Origin of the sequence: Halarchaeum nitratireducens, assembly GCF_014647155.1 — an archaeon.
Taxonomy (GTDB): Archaea; Halobacteriota; Halobacteria; order Halobacteriales; family Halobacteriaceae; genus Halarchaeum; species Halarchaeum nitratireducens.
This window is the reverse complement of the sequence record NZ_BMOQ01000006.1, coordinates 60,496-86,021: the sequence shown is the minus strand read 5'-3', so window position 1 is coordinate 86,021 and position 25,526 is coordinate 60,496. Positions and strand designations below refer to the sequence as shown.

The following is a 25,526-nucleotide window of genomic DNA, read 5'->3' as shown; positions in this document are numbered from 1 at the left end:
CGGTTACTGAGTGTACTGTCAACGGATCCTGTGTACTCGCGAGGAGCGGTCGTGACGCGAACGGGCGTCTCGGCTACGAATCCTCCGTGACGTCCCGGTCCGGTCGAGACGACCGATATCTGTCGGCCATCTTCCGCTCGAAGTCGGCCGCGGCGCGTTCGAGGAGATCGACCTGAGTCGCCTTGGTGTCCGCGTCGGCGAAGTACTCCGGCCCGCTCAGGTTCAGCGATCCGTAGACGCCGCCGCGCGGGGACTTCACCGCCTTGCCGACCGCCCAGAACCCTTCGACCGCCTCGCCGCGGTTCTCGGCGTACCCCTGCTCGCGGACGCGCTCGAGCTCCGCGAAGAATGCGTCCTCCGTCGTGATCGACTCGTCGGTCGCCGCCGGGAGCCCCCAGCGGTCGAGGATCTCGTGGATCCGGCTCTCCGGGTACTCCGCGACGATCGCTTTTCCCGACGCGGTCGTGTGCACGTGAAACGGGCTGCCGTCGATGAGGAACCTCGGCGTGTTGGCGAACTCGAGGTTCCCGTAGAGCGAGATGACGCGACCGTGTTCCTCGACGGCGAAGTCCACTTCCATCGTCGACTCGTCGGCGAGCCACCCGACGACCTCCTCGGCGATCTGGTAGTACTCCTTTCGGGTTCGGACGTAGTCTCCGAGGTGGCAGAACTTCGCCCCGAGTTGGTACCGGTTCGCGTCGCTGACGACGTACCCGTACTCGGCGAGCGTGGTGAGGTGGCTGTAGACGGTGCTCTTCGCGAGGCCGGTCGCCTCGGCTAGCTCGGTGAGGCTCGCTCCCTCTCGCTCCAAGAGGACGTCGACGAGCCGGAGCGATATCGCCGTCGTCTGCAACACCCCGGACGACTCGTGGTCGGTCATAGTTCATCTTTCTCGCCGTCCGGTAAAGCATCACGCTTCCGCCTCGGGCGCCGATCGCGCACGCCCCGGAAGTGACCGGTCGTCAACACCGACGTGCTCGTCTCACCTTCGGACGTCATGTGCGACTGTTCCTCTCCCGTGAACGCATATAAGGCGTTCGGTGGTTGTGATCGTGTACCATATATATCGGTATTGTCCGACACGTCGTGCTCCTCAGACTTCTCCGGACACTGTCCGCTCCCCTGCACACGATCATCGCAAAAACATTCGTCCACACGGAACAAGAGCGACGCCGCGATTATCTATCTCGCAGGCAGAGGCGCGAATACCGAAAGATAGTGTGGAACTCTCCATACTGTTCCGCTACGAAGAACGTTCAAGCCTCTCCTCGGGTCGTATGGCCCGGCCGTGGCTCGATCGAGATGTGCGGAAACAGTCGGTCTGCCGATGCGGTGGACGGGTGGGAGCGTTCGGTGCTCGCGGGAGTGGTGCCGGTGTCCTGTCCGGTTCCGGACGTCGACTCGCGCTCGACCCAGATTTGTTTACAAGTATATGTATGTAAAGCACACGGTGGCAGTTCGCGGCGCGCATCGGTGCGCGACGGCGAATCACCACCCGGTCGGCGAGTCGTTTCGTCCCGCGGCCGTTCGGTCGCGCATCGTCTCTCGTGCGTCTCGCGTCGAACCGGCGGTCACCGGATCGACTGCCGCGTGCGGCCACCGGTGAGCCGCGGTGCGCCGACCGTCACGGCGAGCGCACCGTGAGTCCCCGTCGAAACGTCGAACGGAGGTACCGCACCGATAGCCGGTGTGCCCGTCGTACGGTGCCGGGTACCGGGCTACGCCGTAAGCTCGTCGAAGCGCTCGACGCCGGCTTCGGCGACGGTCATGTCCTGGGCGACCTCGCCGCCGCTGACGCCGATGGTCCCGACGATCTCGCCGTCGACTTCGAGCGGATAGCCGCCGCCGAAGACGACCAGCCGGTTCTCGTCGGTGGTCTGGAGTCCCCAGAGTGATTCGCCGGGCTGGGTGGGGTCCGCGAGCTCGTGCGTCGGCATCTGGAGGGCCGCCGCGGTGTAGGCCTTGTTGCGCGAGATGGAGACGCTCGCCAGCCACGCGTCGTCCATCCGGTGTTGGGCGACGAGGTTCCCCGCCGGATTCGCCACCGTGATGACCATCGATACTCCGATCTCCTCGGCCGCCTCTTCCGCCGCATCGATCAGTTCCTTCGCCGTCGACAGCGTGATTGATTCGCTCACGACGTTCACAGATACGAGCGGGCCATACTTAATAGTACGCGACGGATCGACGCGATCGTCTCACTGTCGATATACCCTAGTCAAACTCGAACGGAGACCGTCGACACCGATGACGGAGAGCCACGTCAGAAACCTCAGCTAAGCCACCTACGGTAGCTACGTGAGGTAAATTCGATAATCGCTTCGACGGCCGTGACCGACGTCGCGGAACCCGGTCGATCGTCGGACGGTCCCCACGACGAGTCGTCCCTCGGGTGATCGTCACGATCCACTCATTGATCACCCGGAGCAGCCCCTTCGTTCAATCGTGATGAACATTGATCAACCTGGAGAATGGATAGCGATGTATGGTCGACGAACAAAAACGGATTCAATCGAGCGAACGATCGCTCACCATCCTCGGCGCACTCGCCGTCCTCGGCCCGGCGACGGCGTCCGAAATCGCGGACCACCTCGACCTTGCCAGGAACACGATGCACTACCACCTCAAAACGCTCGCACATCAGTCGTACGTCGTTGAGATAGATGGACAGTATCGCCTCGGGATGCGCCTTTTGAACATGGGACACCGAGCGGTCGAAAACCTCGACGTCTACCGAGTCGGCAAGGCCAAAGTCGACGAGCTATCGCGGCAGACGGGAGAGCTGAGTATCCTGATGATCGAGGAGAACGGCTACGGATACTACGTCTACGACGCTCACGGCGACGATGCCGTCCGTTTCGACACGGTCGGTCGACGCAAGCATCTCCACGACAACGCGCTCGGGAAGGCGGTCCTCGCACAACTTCCGCCGGAACGCGTCAACGAGATCTTGGACGAGCGCGGCCTCCCGGAGACGACACCGCACACGATCACCGACCGCTCCACGCTCAAAGCGGAGATCGACACCATCCGCGAACGGGGGGTCGCGTTCGATCGGGAGGAACAACTAGAGGGGTTGTGCTGCGTCGCCGCCGCCGTGGAGAACCGTGGCGATGCTGGGGCGGATCGGAGGGTCGGCGCGATCAGCATCGCGGGCCCGACGAGTCGTATGAGTGACGAGCGACTGGAAGCGCTCGCGCCGCGAGTTTCGGACGCCGCGAACCTCATTGAGCTGGAGATGCAAGGGTACTGAGCGGTGCCCGGTCGTCGACCGCGTTGGACGGGGTCATGAGCCAGCGACGAGCGAATCCGACCCACTACTTGACAACTATATTTTCGTAAAAGTAGGTGGTACCGGCCGTACCGTCACTTCACTACTGTTGAACGAGCGCTACAGGCGGATGACGGCTCGGCCCTCGATTTCGTTGTGTTCGAGCCGCTCGGCGACCTCGTTGATCTCGTCGAGTCCGTATTCACTCGTGGTGAGGTGGATCTCGCCCTGTTCGACGAGCGCGACGAGTTCTTGGAGTTCGGTGTAGGTGCCGACGAGGTTGCCGCGATAGTCGAACTCACCGTCGACGAGGTCCTGTGCGGGGCGATGAATGTGGCCACCGTAGCCGATGATGTGGTGATCACCGCCGGGCGAGACGATCTCGGGTGCGAGGTCGGTTGTGACGTCGGCGCCGACGAAGTCGAGTACCTCCCGTGCGCCCGCGCCGTCGGTGATTCCAACGATGGCGTCCGTGACGTCCTCGTCGGCGGAGTTGACGGTGTAGTCGGCACCGAGGCGGTCGGCGAGCGCGAGGGCGTCGTCCTTGACGTCGACGGCGATCGTCTGTGCAGCGCTCATCGCCTCCACGGCCTGCAGGCCGATGTGTCCGAGCCCCCCGATCCCGAAGAGCACGCAGTACTCGCCGGGAACGAGGACATCGACGGCTTTCTTCGTGGCGTGGTAGGCCGTGATCCCTGCGTCCGCGTGGGGCGCGATGTCGACGGGATCGACCGTGTCGAGTTTGATCGCGGCGCGCTCGGAAGTGAGGAGATACTCGGCGAACCCGCCGTCCGTATCGAGCCCGGAGAAGGCGGCGTTCTCGCAGTACATGTCGTTTCCGAGGCGGCAGGAACGACACTTTCCACAGGTGCGAAGCGGGTGACAGAGCACGGCGTCGCCGACGTCGACGGTCGTCACTTCTTCGCCGACCTCAACGACAGTCCCGGCGTTCTCGTGGCCGAGCGTCATCGGGAGGTCCTGATCGGCGTAGGACTCCCACATCCCCTCGATGATGTGGTTGTCCGTCTGGCACCATCCCGCTCCTTCGACCTCGACGACGATCTGGTCCGACGCCTCGATCTCCGGCCGCTCGACCTCCTCGACGGTGAGAGCATCGTTCATGTCGTCCGTGTACTCGTGGAGTCGTGCTGCGCGCATCGTTCGATTCAACGCGGACAGGAAACGATACTAAAGACCGCCATACGGGCAAAATTTGTCACGAAAGACCGTTTGGTATGTGGGATCGATCGTGAATTAAACACTCATACTACGCCACGAACTCGGTCTAACCCTAACAATTATTATCACACATTTCCTTTGTCGAGTCGCAATGCTTCAGCATCAAGGTGAGGACATCTTCGTCATCGACGGTCACCTGCATGCGTGGGACGCGACAAAAGAGAACATCATCCATGAGGGCGGTGAGCAGTTCATCAAGTGCTTCTACGATTATCACACCGGATTCACTCCCGAGGAGCGTCAGTGGACTCTGGAAGAGTTCCGAACGTACAGCGACGAGAAGTTCCTCTCGGATGTCTTCGGCACCGGTGACGTTGACGTTGGCATCTTCCAACCGACGTACCTCAAGGAGTTTTACGAGGACGGATTCAACACGATCGACGACTGCGGCGCGCTGGCCGACGAGTATGGCGACCGGCTCATCACGAACGGGCGCTTCGATCCACGAGAGGGCGAGGCCGGCCTCGAGGACCTCGAACGACAGGCCCGCGAGTACGACATCCAGGGCGTCAAGGTGTACACCGCTGAGTGGCGCGGCGACTCGAAGGGGTGGCGACTTGATTCCGAGGACTCCTTCGAGTTCCTCCAGAAGTGCGCGGACCTCGGTATCGAGAACGTCCACGCTCACAAGGGTCCGACCATCCGGCCGCTCAACCGCGACGCCTTCGACGTCGCCGACGTCGACGACGCCGCCAGTAGCTTCCCCGAACTCAACTTCGTCGTCGAACACGTCGGGCTCCCCCGCCTCGACGACTTCTGCTGGATCGGCACTCAGGAACCCAACGTATACGGCGGCCTCGCCGTCGCCGCACCGATGGCGCGCGATCGCCCCCAGAAGTTCCGCGAGATCCTCGGCGAACTCCTCTACTGGCTCGGCGACGATAAGATCCTTTTCGGGAGCGACTACGGCATCTGGGAGCCCGACTGGGTGCTCGATGCCGTCGTTAACACCGAGTTCACTGAGGAGGAAAAGGCGGAGTACGGCCTCGAGTTCGACATGGAGACGAAGAAGAAAGTCCTCGGTGAGAACGCTGCCGACCTCTATGACATCGACATCGAGGAACGCAAGGCCGCGCTTCGCGACGACGACCTATCCGCCGAATTCGACACCGGCGCGCAGTACGAGGGGGCGGCCGACTGAGAATGCCCGTCACTGCCGATGCGGTCCGCGATGCCCTCGATGACGTTACCGATCCTGAACTTGACCAGCCCATCACCGACCTTGACTACATCGAGACGCTCGACGTGAGTGATGACGGCGACGTCCACCTCGCGTTTGTGCTCCCGACCGCGTGGTGTTCCCCGACATTCGCGTGGATGATGGCCGCCGATGCCCGCGACGCCGCCAGCGCGCTCGACGGCGTCGCCGACGTCCGGATCGAACTCCGCGACCACATGCACGCTGAGGAGGTGACGCGCGGCGTGAACGAGGACCTCTCCTTCGAGACGGCCTTTGACACCGCCGACGGCGAGGTGGCATCGACCCGTGCGACCCTCGACCGGAAGGCCCGACTCGCTCGCCAGTATGACGCGATGGAAGCCCTCGACGACGCCGGAGTCGACGACCGACAGCTCGCACGTCTCCGCCGCGGCGACCTTACCGTCGAGGAGGACCGGGTGACGATCGATCTCGACGGTCTCTACGTCGAACTCGACGCGCGCCCCCTCGAACGATACCTCGAGAAGGCGCGCGCTGTTGACCTCGTCACGGACGACGACGATCGGCTCTTCGCATCGCGAGACGAGGAGACGCTCTCTCCCGCGGATGTCCCGCGAGCGCGCCGCGCGTCCCGGTTGGCAAAGACGAATATGGGCGGTCAGGGCGGCGTTTGCGCCAGCCTGCACGCCTCGCGGAACCCCGAACTCGCCGACGACTGACGCGACCGGCCGCGAACCGCCCGGCGCGGTCCGCCGCCGGTGGCGGGTCGAACGATCTCGCCTCGGGTCTCCCGGGACGTCCGCCTCGATCACTGCGTTCACGACGTCGGCGTGGGCGTCGCCGCCGTACTCGCCGTACGGCTCGCCGGATCTCCTCCAGCCCCGCAGATCGGTGCCGTCCGCCGTCTCGACATGACACCTCAACACGCACATACACGAGAGGGGCGTGTATGATACCGTTCACTCCGGTGCCGAAATCGACGAGTCAGCCGATCTCGCGGTGGCCGGCGTGCGCTGCAGGGCGCACTTTGGCCGCGGGCCACCGACCGACGCCTGCTCACAGCAGCACTACGAACACCGGGTAGGAGGCGGCGACTGCCAACGACGGCGTCAACACCCACATCGCGACGGTCCGTCTGGCCGCGCCCGGGTCGAAGAGGCTCCGCTCGTCGCCGGCGTGAACCGGATCACCGGCACGATACTGCCCATCGTCGCGATGACGTTCCGGCCGCGGTCCACGCCCCGAGGAAGCCGAAACCGACGAAGAGGACCCCCGCAGTCGCCTCGCGGACGAGGCGCGAACCGACCGCCGGACCGACCGTCACGCCGGTCGACGAGCCACCGATGTTGAACCCGACGAACACGGCTACCGCGACGCCGGCGACAGTGAGTAGAGACACCGTGATGCCGGACTCAGCTCGGCGGTACGTGTCCTCCACAGATACCCTTCCGGCGCACGCTCGATCGCGGTATCCAGACATGATAGATCGATTGATAGTCGCGGTCAGTTTCACATCCTAGAAGGTATACGATGTGCCGTCTGGTCTCTGAGATCCGATTCTCTGTGCGGTACATCGCGGGTAGTCGGGTGGGCGACCGATTACGACGCTCGATGGTATCTGACTACCTGTCGGCTCGCGTTACAGTGTTAGATACACTCATTTCGGCCGCCGCCCAGACGGAGCCGTCCGCCCCTCGCGGTGCTCGCGCGGCGTCCTCGATCATCGCCCGCTCTCGCCATCTCCGATACGGTCAGGACGGCGAGGACGTGGCGTCGTCGCTCGGATCGACGTCCGCGACGCCGGCGCGGTGCTTCGCGAGGCGCGCGCGGAGGAGTTCGCTTTCGAGGTCGTCGTCGGTGAGGCGCGCGATGAACTCGAGGGACTTCGCGTGCGCGCCGAACGGCGTTCCGGAGAGCGACGCGAGCGGTCCGGTGAGACTCGTGGGCTCGTCGTACTTCTTCGAGTGGATCTCCTCGATTGAGAGGCCCTGTAGGCGTCGCTCGACGTCGCGTCTCGCGCCCGGAGAAAGCCACGAGAGGCGCTCGTAATGGCGCAGCGCGCAGAGCGCGCCGCCCGCGCCGAACGTCCGTCCGAGGTATTTCGCCCACTGGAGGAGCGTCGGCGTTGCGTCGCCCGGGATCGGCGTGTCGAGGTACGGCCGTTCGGTCGAGGCGTCCGTCATGACTCAGGCGACGGCGTTCCCCGGCTAAAAACGTGGGCTCGAATCGGGACGCGAGTCAGCCGATGAGTCCGCTGACGACCCGCTGGGTGGCGACGGCGACGAGGGCGCCCGTCCACGTCAGCAGCGTGAAGTGCGTGAGCGCGCTCACGAAGTGCCCGCGGTCGGTGATGCGTATCATCAGCGCGGAGAGCAGCGCGTTCAACAGCACGACGAGCAGGAGGAGGACGGTCATCGTCGCGATGTCGTAGCTCCCCGTCGAGAAGAGCGACTGGATGAAGGCGTCGTTCTGACCGGCGATGCGCGAGGTGATGTCGAGCATCTGCTCGGCGATGCCCAGACCGAGGAACGAGGAGAACATGGAGGCCGCCGTGATGCCGTAGATGACGCCGATGAGCGTCGTCGTCGCCTGCTGGCGCTGCTCGCGTACCCGGAGCACCTCGTTGAAGTTGGCGGAGATGACCTGGCCGAGACGCCGCGGTTCGCCGCCCATCCGGCGACCGACGACGTACATGCTTCCGAACTTGTGGATGAGGTACGACCCGGTCTCGGCGGCGAAGAACACCCACGCCTCCTCGGTATCGATGCGGGTTCGCAGGCGCTTGTAGAGGTCGTCGACGTTCGCCGTGAGCGCCCCGAAGTCCTTACGGCGAAGCGATTCGAGGACGTTCGCGCTCGACGTCTGCTTCACGGATTCGACGCCGCCAAGCGCGCGGATGAACGACGGGAAGCCCGCGTCGCGCTCGCCCACCGCGCGCTCCTCGCGGCGCATCGCGAGGCCGGGGAGGAGGAGCGGCGTCGTCGGGATCGCGAGCGAGATCGGATAGGGGATCCGCCCGGGATCGAGCGGCGTGTAGTCGAGGCCGACGACGAGGACGCCCACGACGGCGAGCAACGAGAGACCGACGCCCGCGTAGAGCGCGGGTCGCACCCGGTGTGCCGGGGAGTGGTGCGTCTCCGGCGTCAGCCAGACGGGATCGCGGGGCGCGACGGTGTGGACGACGACGACGAAGGCGAGTTGGACGAGCGCGAACATCACGATGACGGCGGTGATGAGGAGCGTCGGAGGCACGTCGAGGAGGATGGGCACGACCGTCGCGAAGACGAGGATGAACGTCGTCGAGAGCATCATCGAGAGGTAGAGTTCCTTCAGGACGTCGAGCTTGGCGAGCGCGGACTCGTAGCGGATGACGAACTCGCGGATGATGGACTCCTGCTCGTCGAGGAGGAAGTCGTCGAGCGCCTGCCCTGCGCCGACCGTGTAGGCGAGTCGCTCCAGGAAGTCCGCGAGCAGGTCTGAGGGGACGCGTTTCGCGCGGCGCCGGCACGCGTCGTCGAGCGACTGGTTCCACGTGTCCACGAGCGCGGTGATGCGTCCCATCTCCTCGGCGAGCGCCCCGTACTCCTCGACCTGCGCGAGCGTGCGGAATATCTCGACGCGGTCGATGTTCGTCATCGAGAGGACGGTGATGTGCGTCAGGAAGAGGTGGAACTGCTCGCGGACCTCGCGTCGCTTGCGGTCGGCGGCGATCTTCGGGTAGGCGAGCGCGCCGAGCGCGGGCAGGACGCCGAGCAGGACGCCGGGGAGGGCGATGGAGAGCGGGGGCGCGAGCGCGACGACCGCGGCCGCGACGCCGAGGGTGAGCGCGGCGCTCGGCAGGAGGACGAGGAGCGCGTAGCGGCGCGCCGAGATGTCCATGTATCGATACGCGCGCACGAACGAGCGGACGAACGCCCGCACGTCCACCTCGAAGCCGTCCGCGTCGCCGTCGCCCGCCATCTACGGACGCCCCTCGGTGAGGCCGGTGACGTCTATCGAGAGCGCGCCCACGCCGTCGCGCTGGACGGTCCGGATGGCGTCGTTCACCTCGTGGTAGCCGACGACGTCCGCGTCGATGAACCGGCGGACGAGCTCGGCGCGGCGGTCGAGTTCGTCGTAGATGCGGCGGGTGTCGTCGTAGCCGAGCAGGGTCGCGATCTGGTTCTCGAGGACGTGGCTGTTGTTCCGCCCCTTGAACGCCACGTCGTCCTCGCGGGGGTCCCACGAGAAGGCCTCGCGGGTGACGACGCCGCCCTCGTGCTCCGAGTAGCCCTCGATCTCTTGAACGCTCGTCACGCGCCGCAGGACGTCGTCGCCGCGCTTCACGCGGTTCTGGAAGAGCGCGACGTCACAGTTGTCCATGAACGTCTCGGGGACGTTGATGGGGTTGGAGGTGAAACGCTGTATCATCGAGACGATGTCGCTCGCGTGGAAGGTGAGGAGGACGGGGTGGCCCGTCTGGGCGGCCTGGAACGCCATCTGCGCTTCGGCGCCGCGCACCTCGCCGACGACGATGTAGTCCGGGCGCGAGCGCAGAGCGGCCGCGACGAGGTCGAACATGTCGACGGCGGAGCCGGCGTCGCCGCCCTCGCGGGTGAGGAGCTGCTGCCAGTTGTCGTGGGGCGGTCTCACTTCGGCGGTGTCTTCGGCGGTGTAGATCTTGTGGTCGCGCGGGATGAACGAGAACATCGAGTTCAGCGTCGTCGTCTTCCCTGACGCCGTCTCGCCGACGACGAACACCGTCTGTTCGTTCTCCATGCAGAGCCAGAGGTACGCCGCGAGCTCCGGGGAGAGCGTCCCCCACTTCGTGATCTGGAAGACGGAGAGCGGGACGTCCTCGCCCTGCCGGATGGTGAGCGAGGGGCCCTTGATCGAGACGTCGTCCGAGTAGATGACGTTGATGCGCGAGCCGTCAGGGAGCGTCGCGTCGATGACGGGATCGGAGTCCGAGACGGGCGTGTTCATCCGCTCGCCCATGTTCCGGATCCAGTTCCCGAACTCGTCTGGATCGCCGAAGTCCACCGTCGTCTCCACCATCCCGAAGACGCCGTGGTCGACGTAGCAGGCGTGCGGGCCGATGACGTGGACGTCCTCGTTGTGCGGGTCGCTCATCACGGGTTCGAGCGGGCCGAGACCGACGACGTCGCGTTCGAGGACGTAGCGGATGCGCGCCGCCGTCTCGGCGGAGACGACGAAGCGGTCACCGAGCAGCGACTCGCGGACGCGCGCGCCGAGCGACCCGCGACCGCTCCGAACGGTCAGTATCTCGTCGAGGAGATCGCCGAGGTGCGCGAGGAAGTCGTCGTCCTCCGCGGGCGCGGGCTTCGATACCGAGCGATCGAGCACCTCCGTGCGCACGCGCTCGTAGAGGTCGTGCTCGCCGTCGCGCAGCGTCGGCTCCAGACAGTAGTAGGTCGTGTCCGCGCCCGGGCGGCCGTGGACGTGGACGTAGATCGGCGGGTCGGCCGGGTAGAGGACGTTCGGCTTCCCGTCGGCGTGCTCGTCGCTCGGGTCTGTGACGAGCGTCGGGCGCGTCCCGGTGCGCGCGACGAACGCGTCGAGGTGAGCGGCGACGTGGTCGTGTTCTGCGGCGACGGCGCGCAGGGAGTCTGGCGTGTCGGGCATGGTATCTCAGGCGATGGTCCGGGATTCGATGACGAGGCCGCGGCCCTGCTTGACGGAGAAACCGATGGTGTCGTCGACGGGCCGTCGCATGCCCGTGAAGCGTCGCACCACCGCCTTCTTGCGGACGTCTTGGCCGACGACGTCGGTCTGAAGCGAGAGGTAGACGTCCGCGGCCGCGTGAAGCGGACGGAGCGCGGCCTCGGAGAGCGCGGCCGGGTCGACGGTGAGGAGGACGACGCGTCCGGCGTCGAGCGGCGCGTCGAGGCGCGCGACGACGCGCTCCATCGCGCGGTCGGCGGCGGGCGTCCCGAGCGCGGCCGCGAACGCCGGGTCGTTGCGACAGAGCGCACCGAAACCGTCGGCGACGACGACGTCCGCGTCCCAGAGCGCGCCCGGCCGGAGGAAGCGCTCGACGAGCGCGCGCTCGCGCTCCAGCGGGACGTGGAAGTAGCGCAGGCGGCCGGCGAGCAGGTGGTCGAGGACGTCGTAGGAGAGCGAGTGCATCTGCTCGAGGTACGACCCGACGTCCCCCTCAGTGGACGCGAGCGCGACCCGCGATCCCTCCTCGCAGAGGCCGTAGACGACGCGGGAGGCGAGGGCGGACTTCCCGGCGCCCGTCCCGCCTTCGAGGAGGACGAGGCTCCCCTCGGGGAAGCCGCCGCCGATGGCGTGGTTGACGCGATCGCGGTCTTCGAGGCCGATGGAGCGGTAGTTCACGTGTGGAAGCGTTCGGTGTCCCGGTCGCCGGTGACGACGACGGTGACGGTGTGGTCGCCCGCGGTGAGCGAGTCGTTCGCGAGGACGCGTACGACGGCGCCGTCGCGCCACTCCGATCCGTCGAGGACGGTGACGTCGTAGTCGTCGCGCGGGACGTAGCGACCGTCGACGAGCAGTTCGACGCCGGTGCCGTCGGTAGCGAGGGTGCGCTCGCCCGTGTTCTTCACGAGGACGCGGACGGTGCCCGCGTCGGCGTCGTACATCGCGCCGCTCGCGGGGTCGCTGATTATCTCGACGTCGGTGTCGATCTGCGCCGCGACGTCCGCGCCGTGGTCGTCGAGCGACGCCGCGATACCGCCCACCGTCGTCACCATCGTGCCCGCGACGGCCGCGGCGACGCTGAGCGCGGCGATGAAGAGGACGAGCTCGGAGACTGACGCGCTCGCCACTCAGACCACCACCCGCGCGCTCGCGGCGACGCCGGGCCCGGTGACGACGACGACGCGTTCGGGTGCGCTCGCCCGGGAGACGGTCAGCGTCAGCGTCTCGTTCGACGCCCAGACGTCGCTCTCCGGGCGCCCCGCGACGCTCGTGTTCGCGGGCGGGACGGACGCGTAGCGGCCGTCGACGACGAGGTCGGTCGCGGCCACGGAGAGCGTGCTCGTCCCGGCGTTGCGGACGGTGACGGTCAGGCGATCGCTCGCCGCGTCGTACGTCGCGCCGGGGTCGCCGACGGCCGTGTTCTGCTGGCGGAGCGTCCGGTCGTCCCGCGCTGTCACCGCGTCCGCGCGCTCCTCGGCGGTGCGTTCGAGCACGGGATAGAGGGCGCCGGCGCTGAGCAGGAGGCCGACGAGGAGGATCGCGCTCGCGCCGCTGACACTGAACCCCATCAGTTCTCCCGGAGGTGGCGCAGCGCTCGGAGGTAGTCGTAGGAGAGGGCGTGCTCGTCCGCGGACGGCTCGCGCGGCCGCGTCGGATCGACGAACACGTCGAGACCGGGGCCACCGACGATATCGAGGAGCGTCGCCTCGACGTCCGCGGAGATCCAGCCGACCGCCTCGTAGTGGCTGATGGCGCGCAGCGCGCCCGCCGGCCCGGAGCGCTCCATGAGCACGGAGAGCCACTCCATCACGAGGACGTCGCCCGCGTAGCCGCCCGGGAGCGACGACACCACCGGCATCTCGTCCTCGCCAACGCCACGGGCTCGCGTCTCCCCCCCGGCGACGTCGTGAGTCCGCGTCTCTCCTCTGGACGTGCCCGCGTGCGCGTCCGCACCGGGATCGTCCGGCCCGCCGAACGACGGAGACGCGACCCCGTCACCGACGTCGGTGTCCGCAGTGCCGTCGTCGGCGTCTCCGGCGTCGTCGCGGAGGTCGTCGAAGGAGACGACGGAGTCGCCGGCGCCGTCGGCCGTGACGCCGCGTTCGGCGTCGGAAGCGATGTCCACGCCCGTGCCCGCGGCCGTATCGACGGCATCCGGGGCGTCGGTGTCACCGGGCGTGCGTTCGAGCGAGCCGTCCACGAAGGGGTTCTCCGCGGCGGCGACGCGGTCGTAGACGCCGGCGAGTCGGCGGACGGTCTGGTGCATCTCGTCCACGGAGTCCTCGAGGTCGGACTGGGCGCCCTCGACGCCGCGCAGCGACGCCGCCGTCGATTCGAGGTCCTCTTCGAGGTCGTCGACGCGCGTCGCGAGCGTTTCCCGGTCGTCCGCGTCGCTCCCCGCCGGCGATCCCGCCGCGTCGCCGTCCGCGTCGCGAGCGTCGCCCTCCGACAGGTCATCGAGCGGCGGCGGGTCGGCGAACGGCGAGGGGTCGTCAGCGTCAGCGTCACCGTCGGCCTCGGTGTCGGCGTCCGATGTCCCGAACAGGTGTTTGATGCGCTGGAACATAGCGATTCGTAGTGTTCGCGTCACGCTACCGGCGGCGGACACATAGGTCGGCGCCCGGATTCACGGGGAGTTTCGAGGCTCGATTCGCGCGACGAATCCGCACGCGACGCCGGCTCCGATTCGCGCGGCGAGTCCGCCCTCGAAGCCGTTTTTCGTATTATGAACGGGGCTCACCGATAGCGGAGTGGGAAGCCCCCCGCCCTCGCCACGAGGGGGTACCCGACACCATGAAACTCCAACTACCCGAGAAGGCCGACCGCGGACAGGTCGGCATCGGCACGCTCATCATCTTCATCGCGTTGGTGCTCGTCGCCGCCGTCGCCGCCGGCGTCCTCGTCACCACCGCCGACCAGCTCCAGACGCGCGCCTCCGACACGGGCACCGACGCCCAGGCGCAGGTCTCGAACCAGATCGACGTCGTCTCCGCGACCGGAGCGGTGAACTCGAACGAGGTCGACACCGTGACGCTCGTCGTGAAGAAGTCGCCGGGCTCCGAGTCCATCGACCTCTCCGAAGCCACCATCCAGTACACGAGCGACAGCGACTCCCAGACGTTCACCAATCTGACCGTACAGAACACGGACGGCACGTCGGCGAGCGATACGGTGCTCGACGACACGAGCGACCGCAAGCAGATCGTCGTCACGCCACCGACTGCGCTCTCCGAGGGCGCGAGTGCGTCGCTGGACATCGTCGATCAGTCCGGTGCCACCACCACGTACGGGGTCAACGTCCCCGACGTCCTCACCGGAAGCTACGTGAAGGTCTGAACCATGTTCGACGACATACTCCCCGAACGGACTGACCGCGGACAGGTCGGGATCGGTACGCTCATCATCTTCATCGCGTTGGTGCTCGTCGCCGCCGTCGCCGCCGGCGTCCTCGTCACCACCGCCGACCAGCTCCAGACGCGCGCCTCCGACACGGGCACTGACGCCCAGGCGCAGGTCTCGAACCAGATCGACGTCGTCTCCGCGACGGGCGAGGACACGAACGACGACGACGCCCTCGACACCGTGACGCTGGTCGCGAAGAAGTCGCCGGGCTCCAAGGCCATCGATCTCTCGGAGGCCACCATCCAGTACACGAGCGCGAACACGTCGGCGACGCTGTCGTACGGCTCGTCCGGTGCCGACGACACCACGTTCACCACCAACCAGGTCGGGGGCGGCCCGACGACGGTGCTCTCGAACACCAGCGAGCGCGTCGAAATCGAGATCAGCACGTCGGCCCTCGAAACGAACGGCCTCGACGAGGGGTCGAGCGCGTCGCTGGACATCGTCGATCAGTCCGGCGCCACCACCACGTACGGGGTCAACGTCCCCGACGTCCTCACCGGGAGCTACGTGAAGGTCTGAAGCCATCCGTGCGACTCGCATCGACCGACAACGACTGCCCGACGCGATCGGCTATGAGCGACGACGCCGGGCGCGCCGCTAGCGATCCGGTCCGGCCCGCGGACCTCGAACTGGCCGACGACCGGGTCCGTCGCCTCGACGACGACCGCTACGTCGTCCGCGTGGACGACGACGCAGACGCGGGGACGGACGCGGTGCGCGAGTCGCGCGAGTCCACGTCCGACGGAACGAACCCGCTCGACGACCTCGATGGCGCGCACGCGCTGTGTGCGCACGCCCGAACGGAAACGGGAGAGGACGCGCTGCGGGTGGAGACGAACGACGTGTCGAGAGCGTTCGAGTCGTTCCTCCGGTGGTACGCGGGGCGCGTCGCGCCCGACGAGCCACCGGAGGTCGCGCTCGCCGTTCTGCTCTCGAACGCGTCGCTCGACCTCGCGGTCGACCCCGGAGGTCGGTGATCCGTCGGGCGGCAACATTTTACATAAGGAGATGGAGTGATAGGATAGTCAATTATAGATACCTAAGACGATTCAACGCGGAAAACGACACGGGGTTATAAGACAAAGAGACTATATTGTTATCGTATGAGACCGAAAGAATCGAACTCTACGGGGGAGAGAACGATTAGCGACGTTACGACGCGTGTAGGTACCGCCACGTCAGAAAAACCATCAGAGAACAGGACTGATAGAGTAACAATAGATCAACTATACTCCGAGATACAGGCCACGCTCCCGGACGCCGAGTTGAACGTTCGACTCACGCCGGAACAGCGCTCGGAAGTGCTCCTCTCGCGGGTCCAATCGGTGCTGTTCGACGACGAGGCCTTCCAGTTCCGCGAGTCCCTCGTCAAACAGAACCTCGACGAGATACTCCTCCTCCTCGTCGCCCACCGCTCCGCCGACACCCACGGGAAGGGGCTGATGACGGACCTCGTCACCGTCTTCGACACGCACCTCAGTCCCGGGACCGTCTATCCGCGTCTCCACGACCTCGAATCCGACGGGTACCTCGACGTCCAGGAACTCGTCCGCACCAAGGAGTACCAGGTCGCACACACCGACGCGCTCGTCGAACGCATCACGGCGGCGATGGAACAACACCTCGCGCTCGGCCTCTTCTTCCGCGCCGCGCTCGACGACCTCGACTGAACGACTCGTCACGCAAGGCGCGTCGCATCTCGGCGTCTGACCGACGCACCGGCGTACTCTGAAAACCACGCGGCTGGTCGGCTCGATGTCGTTCCCGTTACTGTGTGTGGGCTCGTCGCGCCCAGTGGTGGCGATTCTATTGTCTCTCGTACCTCGTTCCGATTTCGTCCACGTTCTCGAAAGGCGGCGGTTGTTTCGTGACGAGTGTGTTCTGATGACGTTGTCCCGCTCGACACCGTCCCTGTCCGCAATCTCGCCGTCGAGGTCGTTCCCGATGTCGAGTTCGACCTCGACGAGTCAGTGCGAGATCACCGTCGGCTCGTCCGAACTCCCACCCCGATCGCGGTGCCGTGGAAACTCCGCTGGCCGGCGAGGCACTCACCAGTCTTCGCACGCCAGTCCGGGTCGTGTTTAACATTTGGCCTTACGAACCAATGTTATTTACTTACTAAACTGTTATAGCAATTTATATTTTGAGAATATACGGCTGTAGAATGCCGTGTACGGCTGGGCACAAAGGTAGATCTACGGTCTATTGGAGATGTGAATCCGATCTACACCACGCTCGTCAAAGCCATGCTTCTCGCCAATAACGCTGAAATCCAGCCCTCGCCCACTCTAATAATTGGGGCTCCGATTTCAGACTGCTCGCTACAGAAACTGCATTGATTTAGAAAGTATACACGAGAGAATGAGAAAAACTACCTACCCAATCAGTATCATTTTTGAACACGTTAACTCGGAGAGTGCAGAAACGCGGCTACAAGCTTCGCGGTCAGATCGATCGCTTGACCGTCCTCGATGTGTTTCCGTCACCGAACATTTACGCACTCCAAGAGTAAACATACATTCAACTTTCGATATAATAGACAAAACTTTCATCTTGGTCCCGTATAGATATGCCTTCCGATCAGACACTGTCTAGTTCTGGACCTCCTGCGTTGGCGTCTTTCCATCGAGAGCTTGATGCAGTCTTTGGCAGTTGCAGTAATGCATGAATTGTTCAAGAGAGAGTCCGTGGCCGCGTGGGCTCCGAATACGCCGTTCGCTCCTTTAACCAACCGACTCGCTCTCTGCGTAAGTGCGTTGGTTAGAGCGGTTCACCTACTCAGATAGTCGGACATTCGGTCGGGGGACTTGCCCGTATTCACTCTCGTAGTCAACGCGACGGAGATGCTTGTAACCACCGTCAGGCGCCACCTGCTGGTCATCGTATGGGGTGGGGATTTGTGTGCCCCGCCCCTCACGGGTATCGACAAACCGTACCACCGGTTTCACGCTTATAGCGCGTGGAACGGGAACGCGAGCGACCCGTGCTGAAACAGCTAACGGATCAAATTATTATACTGGCACCTAGCTCTTGGTATGTATTACGCAGAAACCCGATCAGGCGGTTGACGTGTGTCTCGCGACGTCCGACGCGCCTGACGTGTTTGACACTAATATTGTTGTCAACAATTGTCTACCTGTCAGTTCGTTATGGGCGGTCACTTCTCCACGCAAGTACTGGGCGACGAACCGATTGTTGTGCCGGCCCTGCCGACCCCGGTATCCGCGACGGCTCCCAGCATGCAGTGCTATCGTCCCCTACGTTCAAGTTCGTCGCCTCAAAATTCCCGTAGACCAACGTAACCACGAAACCGTCGAACCGGACGAAACGATGGCGGAGCAACCGTCAGACGTCGATCCCCGTCTGCACTCGCGCTCCCGATCGACTCGCAGAGGTCCGTCGCGCACTTCATCTGATCACCTTCACGACCAGTTGTGCCCGCCAGCCCCCCGCGAACCCCGTCGGCTCGTCCGCGACCACCCGAACAGCTATGCCATTTCGGCGGTATTCCCTAGCAGTCACGCCGGTCCCCATCATGTCCATCACGACGAAACTCCGAATCGAGAACGATCGCCTCGCCCTTACACCGACGCTCCGGCGGCTCAACGGCGTCGACATGCGCGTCATCTCACACGGGAACACCGCACCTGGGGTGGATACCTTCCCGTATCTCATCGAGTACGACGACCGGGCAGAACTCGAGGCCGCGCTCACGGACGACACGACGGTCGCGAGCTACGACATCGTCGACTACTCCGAGGGGACGGGCATCTACTACATTTCCCACACGCCCGAAACCGAACTAATCAGTCCCGCAGTAATGGACGTGAACGGCTATCTAATCGATACCGAGACGAACGACTCCGGCTGGATTGTCCGTCTCCTCCTCCCCAATCGTGAGGCGCTCGACACCGTCTGGACATACGCGAACGAGCACGGGATGGACGTGGACATCATCGAAATCTACGGGAGCGACGCGAGCGGCGAGCAGACCTACGGCCTGACCGACGCACAGCTCACCGCGTTACGGGTCGCGTACGATCGTGGCTACTTCAACGAGCCGCGCGACGCCTCGCTCACCGAGATCGCGGACGAACTCGGGCTCTCCTCGACCGCGACGAGTGGCCGCCTCCGTCGCGGGATGCGGAACCTCCTCTCCGCGACGCTCTCCGAGAGCAGCGATACGTAGAACCCGAACGCGACGCGGTACCTCACCGTCATGGTCCGCGTCCGGGGTCGCGCGCCGCCGGCCCGCCGGACGTGACGGAGCCGAGTGAGATGTGCGGACGAGTACGCGCTTACGCGCGTTTACGACAGCGAGGCGGGCGCTCTCAGTTACCTCGCGTCCGCTGGAACGCGCTCAGTCGTCCTGCACTTCCTTTTTCGCGTTGAGCTTTGCTTGCTCGCGCGCGCTCGGATTGACCGACTCCTTGAACGGGACCTCCGCGATAGTCGCGAACACCGGCTCGCCGTCCTCGGTGTACTCGTCGGGGACGTGGACCTGGAACTCGGTGTCGAGGTCCGCGTCGTAGACGCGGTCGTCGAGCGGGGCTTCGAGTTTCTCCGCCGGGACGAAGCCGAGCGCGATGTTCGTCTCGAGGTCGGGACTCCACCACGGCGATGTGACGTAGCCACATTCCTCGCCCGTCTCTGGATCACTGATGATCCAGAAGTCGGAGGCGTAATCGCGGATCGGCTCGCCGGCCATCTTCAGGCCGACCATCTTCAGGTTGAACGGGTATTCGTCGTCCTCGATCTGTGCCTGCTGCGTCTCGAGGGCTTCTTTCCCGACGTAGTCGGCGTCCTTGTCGTCAGGAACCTGGTAGCCGAGGTTCACCTGGAATGGCGATGTCTCGTGGTCCATGTCTTGGCCCCAGGAGAGGATGCCGGCCGCGATGCGGCGGTGGTGGCCGGGCGCGATCTGCATCCCGCCGTGGTCCTCGACGCTCTCCATCACGGGGTCCCAGACGCGCTCGCCGTACTTCGAGGCCTCCTTCACGTATATCTCGAAGCCTTTCTCGCCGGAGAACCCGGTCTGACTGACGAGGACCTCACATCCGTCGATATCAGCCTCCATCAGGCCGTAGTAGGGGATCTTGCTGACTTCTTCGCCGACGACGTCGACCATGACGTCCTCGGAGAGCGGGCCCTGGATCTGCATCGGCGCGACGTCGATCTCGTCGATTTCGACGTCGTAGTCGCCGTTGACGTTGATTCCCTGGAGCCACTGCATCAGGGTGCTGTCGGAGATGGAGAACCAGAACTCGTCGTCCTCGACCCGGAGCAGGATCGGGTCGTTCAGGATGCCACCGTCCTCGTTGCAGAGGATGACGTACTTGCCCTTCATCGACTCGATCTCCGTGGCGTCGCGCGTGATGACGTAGTTCGTGAGTGCCTCGGCATCTGGGCCCTTCACGCGGATCTGCCGCTCGACGGCGACATCCCACAGCGTCACCTTGTTGACGAGGGCGTCGTACTCCACCATCGCACCGCCGTCCTCGGGTTCGACGAGGCCGCGCGGGTGATAGAGGCGGTTGTAGACAGTCGCGCGCCACGCGCCGTTCTCGTTGAAGGACTTATCGAAGAACGGGGACTTGCGGACGCGAGTCGAGACGAGCATCTCGATCCCGGGGTCGCCGGTCTGCCGGAGGTTCCGTGGGAGGGTGCGGTCTGACTGATCTATACTCGGATGGTTGGGGTGGTCTTCCTCACCGGACATGCTTGTGGACCAAGCCGACAAACCCGAATAAAAGAACGTGTTGATATCGCCCCCTGTTTATGTCATCGGTGTCGATCCGAGGTGACGACCGGCCGCGACGTCAGCCGTAGAGCTGGTGCTCGTCCGTCAGTGCGTCCACGCGCGCCGCGACGTCCTCTCCGAGGTCGCCGACGCCGACCTCAGTGATTCGGCGTTCCCGTTCTTCACGAGCCAGCAGTTCTTCGTGAAGAACGTCCCCCGTCACGGCGCTCCGTGTCTCCTACGCGGGCGAACTCGGCTGGGAGCTCTACACGCCAAGCGAGTACGGCGAGCGCCTCTGGGAGCTCCTGCTGGAGGCGGGCGAGGAGTACGGCATCCGGCCGTACGGGAACGGCGCGCTGGACGCGCTCCGCATCGAGAAGGGGTTCCGGCTGTGGGGCGAGGACCTGCACACCGAGCACGATCCGTACGAAGCGGGGCTCGGGTGGGCGGTGGACCTCGACACCGACTTCGTCGGGAGGGTCGCCGTCGCGGAGGCGGCCGCGCGTGACGATTCGGAGCGCGAGCACCTCGTCGTGTGTCTGACGCTGGACGACCCGGCGGCGATGGTGATGGCGGACCGGCCGGTACTCGACCCGGAGACGGGCGAGTCGCTGGGCTACGTCCACAGCGCTGAGTACGGCTACACGGTCGACGTGCGGGTCGCCTACACCTACCTCCCGCCCGCGTACGCGGAACCGGGTACGGACGTGCAGGTGCGCTACGAGGGGGAGTTGGTGGACGCGACGGTTCGCGAGGAACCGCTCCTCTAGGCCGGTGACGAGAGACATAATATTTCTTACGTTTTGTGGTTTCGCGGCGAACGCGCCGCCGCGCGGGGCGTCCGTCGAGAACCCCTGAATAGCCGCTATAAATCTTCTCCACGCCGTATCTCCGCGTTCCGCTCGCTGCACCCACCGTTGCACTTATCAGACGCTCTCGTGCACTCTACCACGAGACACATGAGCACGGAGCCACCCTCGCAAGCGGAGACCGTCGTCGTCGGCGCCGGCGCGGTCGGCTGTAGCGTCGCCTACCACCTCGCCGAACTCGGCGCGGAGGACATCGTCGTCGTCGACCAGGGACCGCTCCCGGTCACCGGCGGATCGTCCGTCCACGCGCCCGGCATCGTCTTCCAGACGTCGCCGTCGAAGACGCAGACGAAGGCCGCCCACTACACGACCAGACTGCTGAAGGACGCCGGCGTCTACGACGAGGTCGGCGGCATCGAGGTCGCGCGCTCCGAGGAGCGCATGGACTTCCTCCGGCGGCGCGTCGAGTGGGCGACCTCCTACGGGCTCCCCGAACCGCAGTTGCTCTCCCCCGAGGAGGTCGGCGAACACCTGCCGCTCGTGGACGAGGACGAGATCCTCGGCGGCTACTACTCGCCCACCGACGGCCGCGTCGACGGCATCGCCGCGCTCCAGTGGTACATGGAGGAGACGCCCGCGACGTTCGTCGGGAACACCGAAGTCACCGACCTCGACGTCGAGGGCGGCGAGATAACCGCCGTGGAGACCGACAGGGGCCGCATCGACTGCGATCGCGCGGTCGTCGCGACGAACAACTGGGGCTACCAGACCGGGCAGATGGCGGGCGTCGACCTCCCCATCGCGCCCGTCGAACACCAGTACGTCGTCACCGAACCGCTCGACGAACTCGCGGAGGAGGACAGCGACGTCGGCGAGAACACGACCGGCCTCGACGTCCCCGGCCAGCGCGACGTCGCCGAGCAGATGAGCGAGGGGCCGAACCGACCGGTCGGCCGCGACCAGGACCACTCGCTCTACTTCCGCACGCACGGCGACGCCGTCGGCATGGGATCGTACAACCACGAGACGCTCTCCGTCGACCCGGACGCGATGGGGAAGAACACAGAGGAGCACCAGGCCTCGGTCAGGGGGTTCTCCCGCGAGCACTGGGAGCGCGCGACCCACCCCGACCGGGACACGTCCGCGAAGGAGGCGTTCGACGGCCTCCTGCCCGCGACCGCGGACGCCGACTACGAGACGACGGAGAACGGCATCTTCGTCTTCACGCCCGACGGGATGCCCGCCGTCGGCGAGACGGCGCAGGTGGACGGCCTCTGGACCGCGCTCGCCGTCTGGTGGACGCACTCGGGCGGCTACGGGCGCATCCTCGCGGAGTGGATGGAGAACGGCGTCCCGCGCCTCCCGTCCGGCCCGGTTCCCGTCGGCGGCATCCACGTCCGGCGCTTCGAACCGCACGCCGGCGAGAAGGACTACTTCGTGGATCGGGGCGCGACGCGCTACCGGCAGGTGTACAGTATCGTCGAACCGCGCTGGCAGCCGGACGATCACCGCGGCCTCCGCACCAGCCCGTTCCACGAGCGCCAGCGCGAACTCGGCGCGGAGTTCTACCAGGGCGGCGGCTGGGAGTCCCCGCAGTACTACGAGTCGAACGCGGACCTCGCGGAGCGCTACGCCGACGAGATCCCCGAACAGGAGGGCTGGCGAGGGATCAACCGCTCGCCGATCGAGGGCGCGGAGCACCTGCACACGCGCGAGCACGTCTCGATGTTCGACATGACGTCGTTCAGCGCCGTGGACGTCTCGGGCGCCGACGCCGAGGCGTTCCTGCAGCGCGTCTGCACGAACGACGTCGAGATGGACGTCGGGGACGTGACGTACTCGCTGCTCTGCAACGAGGGCGGCGGCGTTTTGGCGGACGTCACCGTCGCGCGCCTCGGCGACGAGGAGTACGTCGTCACGACCGGCGGCGGGAACTCCCCCGGCATCCACGGGTCGTGGCTCGACGAGCACGCGCCCGAGACGGTCTCGGTGAACGTCGATGAGGGCGGGCGGTCGACCATCGGCCTCTGGGGGCCGAAGTCCCGGTTGCTCCTCCAGCGCGTCACGGACGCGGACGTCTCGAACGACGGCTTCCCGTACTTCAGCGCGAAGCGCATCTACGTCGGCGAGGTCCCGGTGATGGCGATGCGCGTCTCCTACGTCGGCGAACTCGGCTGGGAGCTGTGGACGCCGACCGAGTACGGCCGGCGGCTCTGGGAGGTCTTGGAGGACGCCGGCGAGGACCTGGACGTGCGGCCGATGGGCGGCGGCGCGCTCGAATCGATGCGCTTAGAGAAGGGGTTCCGGCTCTGGGGGACGGACATCGACACGGACGCCAACCCCTTCGAGGCCGGCCTCGGGTTCGCCGTCGACATGGACACCGACTTCGTCGGCCGCGACGCCCTCGAACGGGCGCGCGAGGACGGCATCGACAGCCATATCGTCCCGGTGACGCTCGACGACTCGACGGACATCGCGCTGAGCGGCCGGCCCGTGCTCGACGCCGAGGGCGAGGAGACGCTCGGCTACGTGCAGGCGGGCGACTACGGATACTCCGTCGGGGAGTCGATCGCGTACACGTACGTCCCGAGCGAGCACGCCGACCCCGGCACCGACATCCGAGTCGCGTGCGAGGGCGAGACGTACGACGCGACAGTTCGCGAGGAACCGTTGTTCGATCCCGGGCGAGAGAAGATCATCAGATAGGAGACAGACAACGAATGAGCGACGCAGTCGAACTCCCGGTGACGTACGGCGACATCGAACAGGCGCGCGAGCGGATCGACGACGAGACGGTGGTCAAGCAGACGCCGGTCGAGTACAGTCGGTCCCTCGGCGAGTTCGTGGACGCGGACGTCTACCTGAAGATGGAGCACCTCCAGTGGACGGGGTCGTTCAAGACTCGCGGCGCGTACAACAAGATCAGCCAGGACGTCGCGGCGGGCGCACAGAAGTTCATCGCCGCGAGCGCCGGCAACCACGCGCAGGGCGTCGCGCTCGCGGCGACGAAGTGCGGGGCGGACTCGACCATCTGCATGCCGACGAACGCCCCGCAGGCGAAGATCGACGCGACCAGGGGCTACGGCGCGACGGTCGAACTGGTCGGGGACGACTTCCAGGAGACGATGGCGCACGCCCAGTCGCTCGCCGCGGACGACGAGGACGCCTCGTTCGTCCACGCGTACGACGACGCGGACATCATCGCCGGACAGGGGACGCTCGGGATCGAGATGTACCACGATCACCCGAACCTGGACACGGTCGTCGTCCCCATCGGCGGCGGCCTCATCAGCGGCGTCTCGACGGCGCTGAAGCACCTCTCGCCGGACGTCCGCGTCGTGGGCGTGCAGGCGACGGGCGCGGAGACGGTCCACGAGAGCCTCGATAAGGGCGCGCCGGTGACGCTCGACGAGGTGGACACCATCGCGGACGGCATCGCGACGGGCGGCATCTCGGAGACGACGCTGTCGATCATCCGAGAGAACGTCGACGAGGTGGTGACGGTCTCGGACGCGCAGATCGCACAAGCGCTCCTCCTGCTCTTGGAGCGCGCGAAGCAGGTGGTCGAGGGCGCGGGCGCGGCGTCCGTCGCGGCGATATTGAGCGATGACCTGGACGTCTCCGGAGAAACGGTAATGCCGCTGCTCTGCGGGGGAAACCTCGACATGACGATGCTGCGGACGCTCCTGATCCACGCGCTCACGGAGCGCCGGCAGATCCTCCGCCTGCGCGTGCGCATCGACGACCGCCCCGGGACGATGTCAGAGCTGTCGGGCATCATCGCGGAGTACGGCGCGAACATCCACGACGTCCGCCACGACCGGTCCGTGGTGGACTTAGACGTCGGGGAGGCCTACCTCGTGTTCACCGTGGAGGCGAGCGGCGAGGAGCACACGGCGTCCATCCTCGACGGCATCGAGGGCGCGGGATACGAGGTCGAACTGGCCACGCACACCTGATCATTTTTTAAGCGATCGAACGGGTCGTGTGCACGCCGGGTCGGATGTCGCGGTTCCGGTATCCTCGCCGGTCGGCCAGTACCGCTATAAAGACTGTCCGTACCAAAGCCGAACTATTATGATGAATAACACCTATTACTTCTCCGCACCACGAGGTGTGCTAAGAGATGGCATTATACGATCCAGGCTGGTGGAGGCGCGTAGGGAGACAACGGTCGACGGGGAACGGCGGAGACGACCCCCGACGGACAGCACACACTCGGCACGCTCAGATTGCGGG

Annotated in this window: 22 protein-coding genes and 2 pseudogenes; 11 read left to right on the top strand and 13 right to left on the bottom strand. The window is 65.6% G+C overall.

What is annotated here, in order from left to right:
- Positions 1 to 73 precede the first annotated feature (73 nt).
- Both IEX91_RS11285 and IEX91_RS11280 read right to left on the bottom strand, forming a co-directional pair.
- The gene (locus tag IEX91_RS11285) at positions 74 to 880 is read right to left on the bottom strand and encodes an IclR family transcriptional regulator (RefSeq protein ID WP_188879058.1); all 807 of its coding nucleotides are present in this window, start codon (positions 878 to 880) and stop codon (positions 74 to 76) included.
- Between the two features lie 838 nt (positions 881 to 1,718).
- A complete protein-coding gene (locus IEX91_RS11280) occupies positions 1,719 to 2,138 on the bottom strand; it encodes a GlcG/HbpS family heme-binding protein (protein WP_188879057.1) in 420 nt (139 codons plus the stop codon).
- Positions 2,139 to 2,485: 347 nt separating this feature from the next.
- On the opposite strand from IEX91_RS11280, the gene IEX91_RS11275 reads away from it, so the two are divergent.
- Positions 2,486 to 3,253 (top strand): IclR family transcriptional regulator, encoded by a 768-nt coding sequence (locus tag IEX91_RS11275; RefSeq protein WP_188879056.1) that lies wholly within the window; start codon positions 2,486 to 2,488, stop codon positions 3,251 to 3,253.
- 138 nt (positions 3,254 to 3,391) lie between these two features.
- On the opposite strand, the gene IEX91_RS11270 is transcribed toward IEX91_RS11275, so the two are convergent.
- On the bottom strand, positions 3,392 to 4,429 hold the full coding sequence (locus IEX91_RS11270; protein ID WP_188879055.1) for an NAD(P)-dependent alcohol dehydrogenase: 1,038 nt from the start codon (positions 4,427 to 4,429) through the stop codon (positions 3,392 to 3,394).
- Positions 4,430 to 4,601: 172 nt separating this feature from the next.
- On the opposite strand from IEX91_RS11270, the gene IEX91_RS11265 reads away from it, so the two are divergent.
- On the top strand, positions 4,602 to 5,651 hold the full coding sequence (locus IEX91_RS11265) for an amidohydrolase family protein (protein WP_188879054.1): 1,050 nt from the start codon (positions 4,602 to 4,604) through the stop codon (positions 5,649 to 5,651).
- Positions 5,652 to 5,653: 2 nt separating this feature from the next.
- Positions 5,654 to 6,388, top strand: a complete 735-nt coding sequence (locus IEX91_RS11260; RefSeq protein ID WP_188879052.1) for an iron-sulfur cluster assembly protein — start codon at positions 5,654 to 5,656, stop codon at positions 6,386 to 6,388.
- Between the two features lie 438 nt (positions 6,389 to 6,826).
- Here the strand turns inward: IEX91_RS11260 and IEX91_RS11255 are convergent.
- From IEX91_RS11255 to IEX91_RS11220, 8 genes and pseudogenes are all read right to left on the bottom strand, one after another.
- A pseudogene (locus IEX91_RS11255) lies at positions 6,827 to 7,074 on the bottom strand (inorganic phosphate transporter); the annotation flags it as partial.
- A gap of 346 nt (positions 7,075 to 7,420) precedes the next feature.
- The gene (locus tag IEX91_RS11250) at positions 7,421 to 7,852 is read right to left on the bottom strand and encodes a FlaD/FlaE family flagellar protein (protein WP_188879050.1); all 432 of its coding nucleotides are present in this window, start codon (positions 7,850 to 7,852) and stop codon (positions 7,421 to 7,423) included.
- A gap of 55 nt (positions 7,853 to 7,907) precedes the next feature.
- The gene (flaJ, locus tag IEX91_RS11245) at positions 7,908 to 9,629 is read right to left on the bottom strand and encodes an archaellar assembly protein FlaJ (RefSeq protein WP_188879048.1); all 1,722 of its coding nucleotides are present in this window, start codon (positions 9,627 to 9,629) and stop codon (positions 7,908 to 7,910) included.
- On the bottom strand, positions 9,630 to 11,294 hold the full coding sequence (locus IEX91_RS11240) for a type II/IV secretion system ATPase subunit (RefSeq protein WP_188879047.1): 1,665 nt from the start codon (positions 11,292 to 11,294) through the stop codon (positions 9,630 to 9,632).
- A gap of 6 nt (positions 11,295 to 11,300) precedes the next feature.
- Positions 11,301 to 12,011, bottom strand: a complete 711-nt coding sequence (locus tag IEX91_RS11235) for an ATPase domain-containing protein (protein ID WP_188879046.1) — start codon at positions 12,009 to 12,011, stop codon at positions 11,301 to 11,303.
- A complete protein-coding gene (locus tag IEX91_RS11230) occupies positions 12,008 to 12,460 on the bottom strand; it encodes a CARDB domain-containing protein (RefSeq protein WP_188879044.1) in 453 nt (150 codons plus the stop codon). The genes IEX91_RS11235 and IEX91_RS11230 overlap by 4 nt, the downstream gene beginning before the upstream one ends.
- Complete coding sequence (locus tag IEX91_RS11225) at positions 12,461 to 12,901, bottom strand: fla cluster protein FlaF (protein ID WP_188879042.1); 441 nt, start codon at positions 12,899 to 12,901, stop codon at positions 12,461 to 12,463. It lies immediately after the preceding gene.
- Positions 12,901 to 13,899: a FlaD/FlaE family flagellar protein gene (locus tag IEX91_RS11220; protein WP_188879040.1), complete on the bottom strand. Its 999-nt coding sequence runs from the start codon at positions 13,897 to 13,899 to the stop codon at positions 12,901 to 12,903. The genes IEX91_RS11225 and IEX91_RS11220 overlap by 1 nt, the downstream gene beginning before the upstream one ends.
- A gap of 227 nt (positions 13,900 to 14,126) precedes the next feature.
- Between IEX91_RS11220 and IEX91_RS11215 the strand changes: the two genes are divergently transcribed.
- The 4 genes from IEX91_RS11215 to IEX91_RS11200 all read left to right on the top strand — a co-directional run bounded on the left by IEX91_RS11215 (position 14,127) and on the right by IEX91_RS11200 (position 16,408).
- Complete coding sequence (locus IEX91_RS11215) at positions 14,127 to 14,669, top strand: archaellin/type IV pilin N-terminal domain-containing protein (protein WP_188879038.1); 543 nt, start codon at positions 14,127 to 14,129, stop codon at positions 14,667 to 14,669.
- A 3-nt stretch (positions 14,670 to 14,672) separates the two neighbouring features.
- Complete coding sequence (locus tag IEX91_RS11210; protein WP_188879036.1) at positions 14,673 to 15,257, top strand: archaellin/type IV pilin N-terminal domain-containing protein; 585 nt, start codon at positions 14,673 to 14,675, stop codon at positions 15,255 to 15,257.
- Positions 15,258 to 15,310: 53 nt separating this feature from the next.
- Positions 15,311 to 15,715, top strand: a complete 405-nt coding sequence (locus IEX91_RS11205) for a DUF7500 family protein (protein WP_188879034.1) — start codon at positions 15,311 to 15,313, stop codon at positions 15,713 to 15,715.
- Between the two features lie 288 nt (positions 15,716 to 16,003).
- On the top strand, positions 16,004 to 16,408 hold the full coding sequence (locus IEX91_RS11200) for a PadR family transcriptional regulator (protein ID WP_188879033.1): 405 nt from the start codon (positions 16,004 to 16,006) through the stop codon (positions 16,406 to 16,408).
- Between the two features lie 1,738 nt (positions 16,409 to 18,146).
- Here IEX91_RS11200 and IEX91_RS16540 read toward each other — a convergent pair.
- Entirely contained in the window at positions 18,147 to 18,281 is a 135-nt protein-coding gene (locus tag IEX91_RS16540) for a hypothetical protein (RefSeq protein ID WP_268238703.1), read from the bottom strand.
- Here IEX91_RS16540 and IEX91_RS11190 point away from each other — a divergent pair.
- Complete coding sequence (locus IEX91_RS11190; RefSeq protein WP_188879032.1) at positions 18,274 to 18,927, top strand: helix-turn-helix domain-containing protein; 654 nt, start codon at positions 18,274 to 18,276, stop codon at positions 18,925 to 18,927. The two genes, IEX91_RS16540 and IEX91_RS11190, sit on opposite strands and share 8 nt — an antisense overlap.
- Positions 18,928 to 19,098: 171 nt before the next feature.
- Here the strand turns inward: IEX91_RS11190 and IEX91_RS11185 are convergent, their stop codons facing one another.
- On the bottom strand, positions 19,099 to 20,457 hold the full coding sequence (locus IEX91_RS11185; protein WP_188879031.1) for a glycine cleavage T C-terminal barrel domain-containing protein: 1,359 nt from the start codon (positions 20,455 to 20,457) through the stop codon (positions 19,099 to 19,101).
- 145 nt (positions 20,458 to 20,602) lie between these two features.
- On the opposite strand from IEX91_RS11185, the pseudogene IEX91_RS16635 reads away from it, so the two are divergent.
- The 3 genes and pseudogenes from IEX91_RS16635 to ilvA form a co-directional block, all read left to right on the top strand.
- Positions 20,603 to 21,248, top strand: a pseudogene (locus IEX91_RS16635) (glycine cleavage T C-terminal barrel domain-containing protein); the annotation flags it as partial.
- A 189-nt stretch (positions 21,249 to 21,437) separates the two neighbouring features.
- Positions 21,438 to 23,993: a GcvT family protein gene (locus IEX91_RS11175; RefSeq protein ID WP_188879030.1), complete on the top strand. Its 2,556-nt coding sequence runs from the start codon at positions 21,438 to 21,440 to the stop codon at positions 23,991 to 23,993.
- 14 nt (positions 23,994 to 24,007) lie between these two features.
- Positions 24,008 to 25,246 carry a threonine ammonia-lyase gene (ilvA, locus tag IEX91_RS11170; RefSeq protein ID WP_188879029.1) on the top strand — a complete coding sequence of 413 codons (1,239 nt, stop codon included), beginning with the start codon at positions 24,008 to 24,010 and terminating at the stop codon, positions 25,244 to 25,246.
- Positions 25,247 to 25,526 lie beyond the last annotated feature (280 nt).

Coding starts and splice junctions, on each gene's coding strand:
- IEX91_RS11285 (WP_188879058.1), bottom strand. CDS start 880: ATGACCGACCACGAGTCGTCCGGGGTGTTGCAGACGACGGCGATATCG.
- IEX91_RS11275 (WP_188879056.1), top strand. CDS start 2,486: ATGGTCGACGAACAAAAACGGATTCAATCGAGCGAACGATCGCTCACC.
- IEX91_RS11270 (WP_188879055.1), bottom strand. CDS start 4,429: ATGCGCGCAGCACGACTCCACGAGTACACGGACGACATGAACGATGCT.
- IEX91_RS11265 (WP_188879054.1), top strand. CDS start 4,602: ATGCTTCAGCATCAAGGTGAGGACATCTTCGTCATCGACGGTCACCTG.
- IEX91_RS11260 (WP_188879052.1), top strand. CDS start 5,654: ATGCCCGTCACTGCCGATGCGGTCCGCGATGCCCTCGATGACGTTACC.
- IEX91_RS11250 (WP_188879050.1), bottom strand. CDS start 7,852: ATGACGGACGCCTCGACCGAACGGCCGTACCTCGACACGCCGATCCCG.
- flaJ (WP_188879048.1), bottom strand. CDS start 9,629: ATGGCGGGCGACGGCGACGCGGACGGCTTCGAGGTGGACGTGCGGGCG.
- IEX91_RS11240 (WP_188879047.1), bottom strand. CDS start 11,294: ATGCCCGACACGCCAGACTCCCTGCGCGCCGTCGCCGCAGAACACGAC.
- IEX91_RS11225 (WP_188879042.1), bottom strand. CDS start 12,901: ATGGGGTTCAGTGTCAGCGGCGCGAGCGCGATCCTCCTCGTCGGCCTC.
- IEX91_RS11220 (WP_188879040.1), bottom strand. CDS start 13,899: ATGTTCCAGCGCATCAAACACCTGTTCGGGACATCGGACGCCGACACC.
- IEX91_RS11215 (WP_188879038.1), top strand. CDS start 14,127: ATGAAACTCCAACTACCCGAGAAGGCCGACCGCGGACAGGTCGGCATC.
- IEX91_RS11210 (WP_188879036.1), top strand. CDS start 14,673: ATGTTCGACGACATACTCCCCGAACGGACTGACCGCGGACAGGTCGGG.
- IEX91_RS11205 (WP_188879034.1), top strand. CDS start 15,311: ATGAGCGACGACGCCGGGCGCGCCGCTAGCGATCCGGTCCGGCCCGCG.
- IEX91_RS11190 (WP_188879032.1), top strand. CDS start 18,274: ATGTCCATCACGACGAAACTCCGAATCGAGAACGATCGCCTCGCCCTT.
- IEX91_RS16540 (WP_268238703.1), bottom strand. CDS start 18,281: ATGGACATGATGGGGACCGGCGTGACTGCTAGGGAATACCGCCGAAAT.
- IEX91_RS11185 (WP_188879031.1), bottom strand. CDS start 20,457: ATGTCCGGTGAGGAAGACCACCCCAACCATCCGAGTATAGATCAGTCA.
- IEX91_RS11175 (WP_188879030.1), top strand. CDS start 21,438: ATGAGCACGGAGCCACCCTCGCAAGCGGAGACCGTCGTCGTCGGCGCC.
- ilvA (WP_188879029.1), top strand. CDS start 24,008: ATGAGCGACGCAGTCGAACTCCCGGTGACGTACGGCGACATCGAACAG.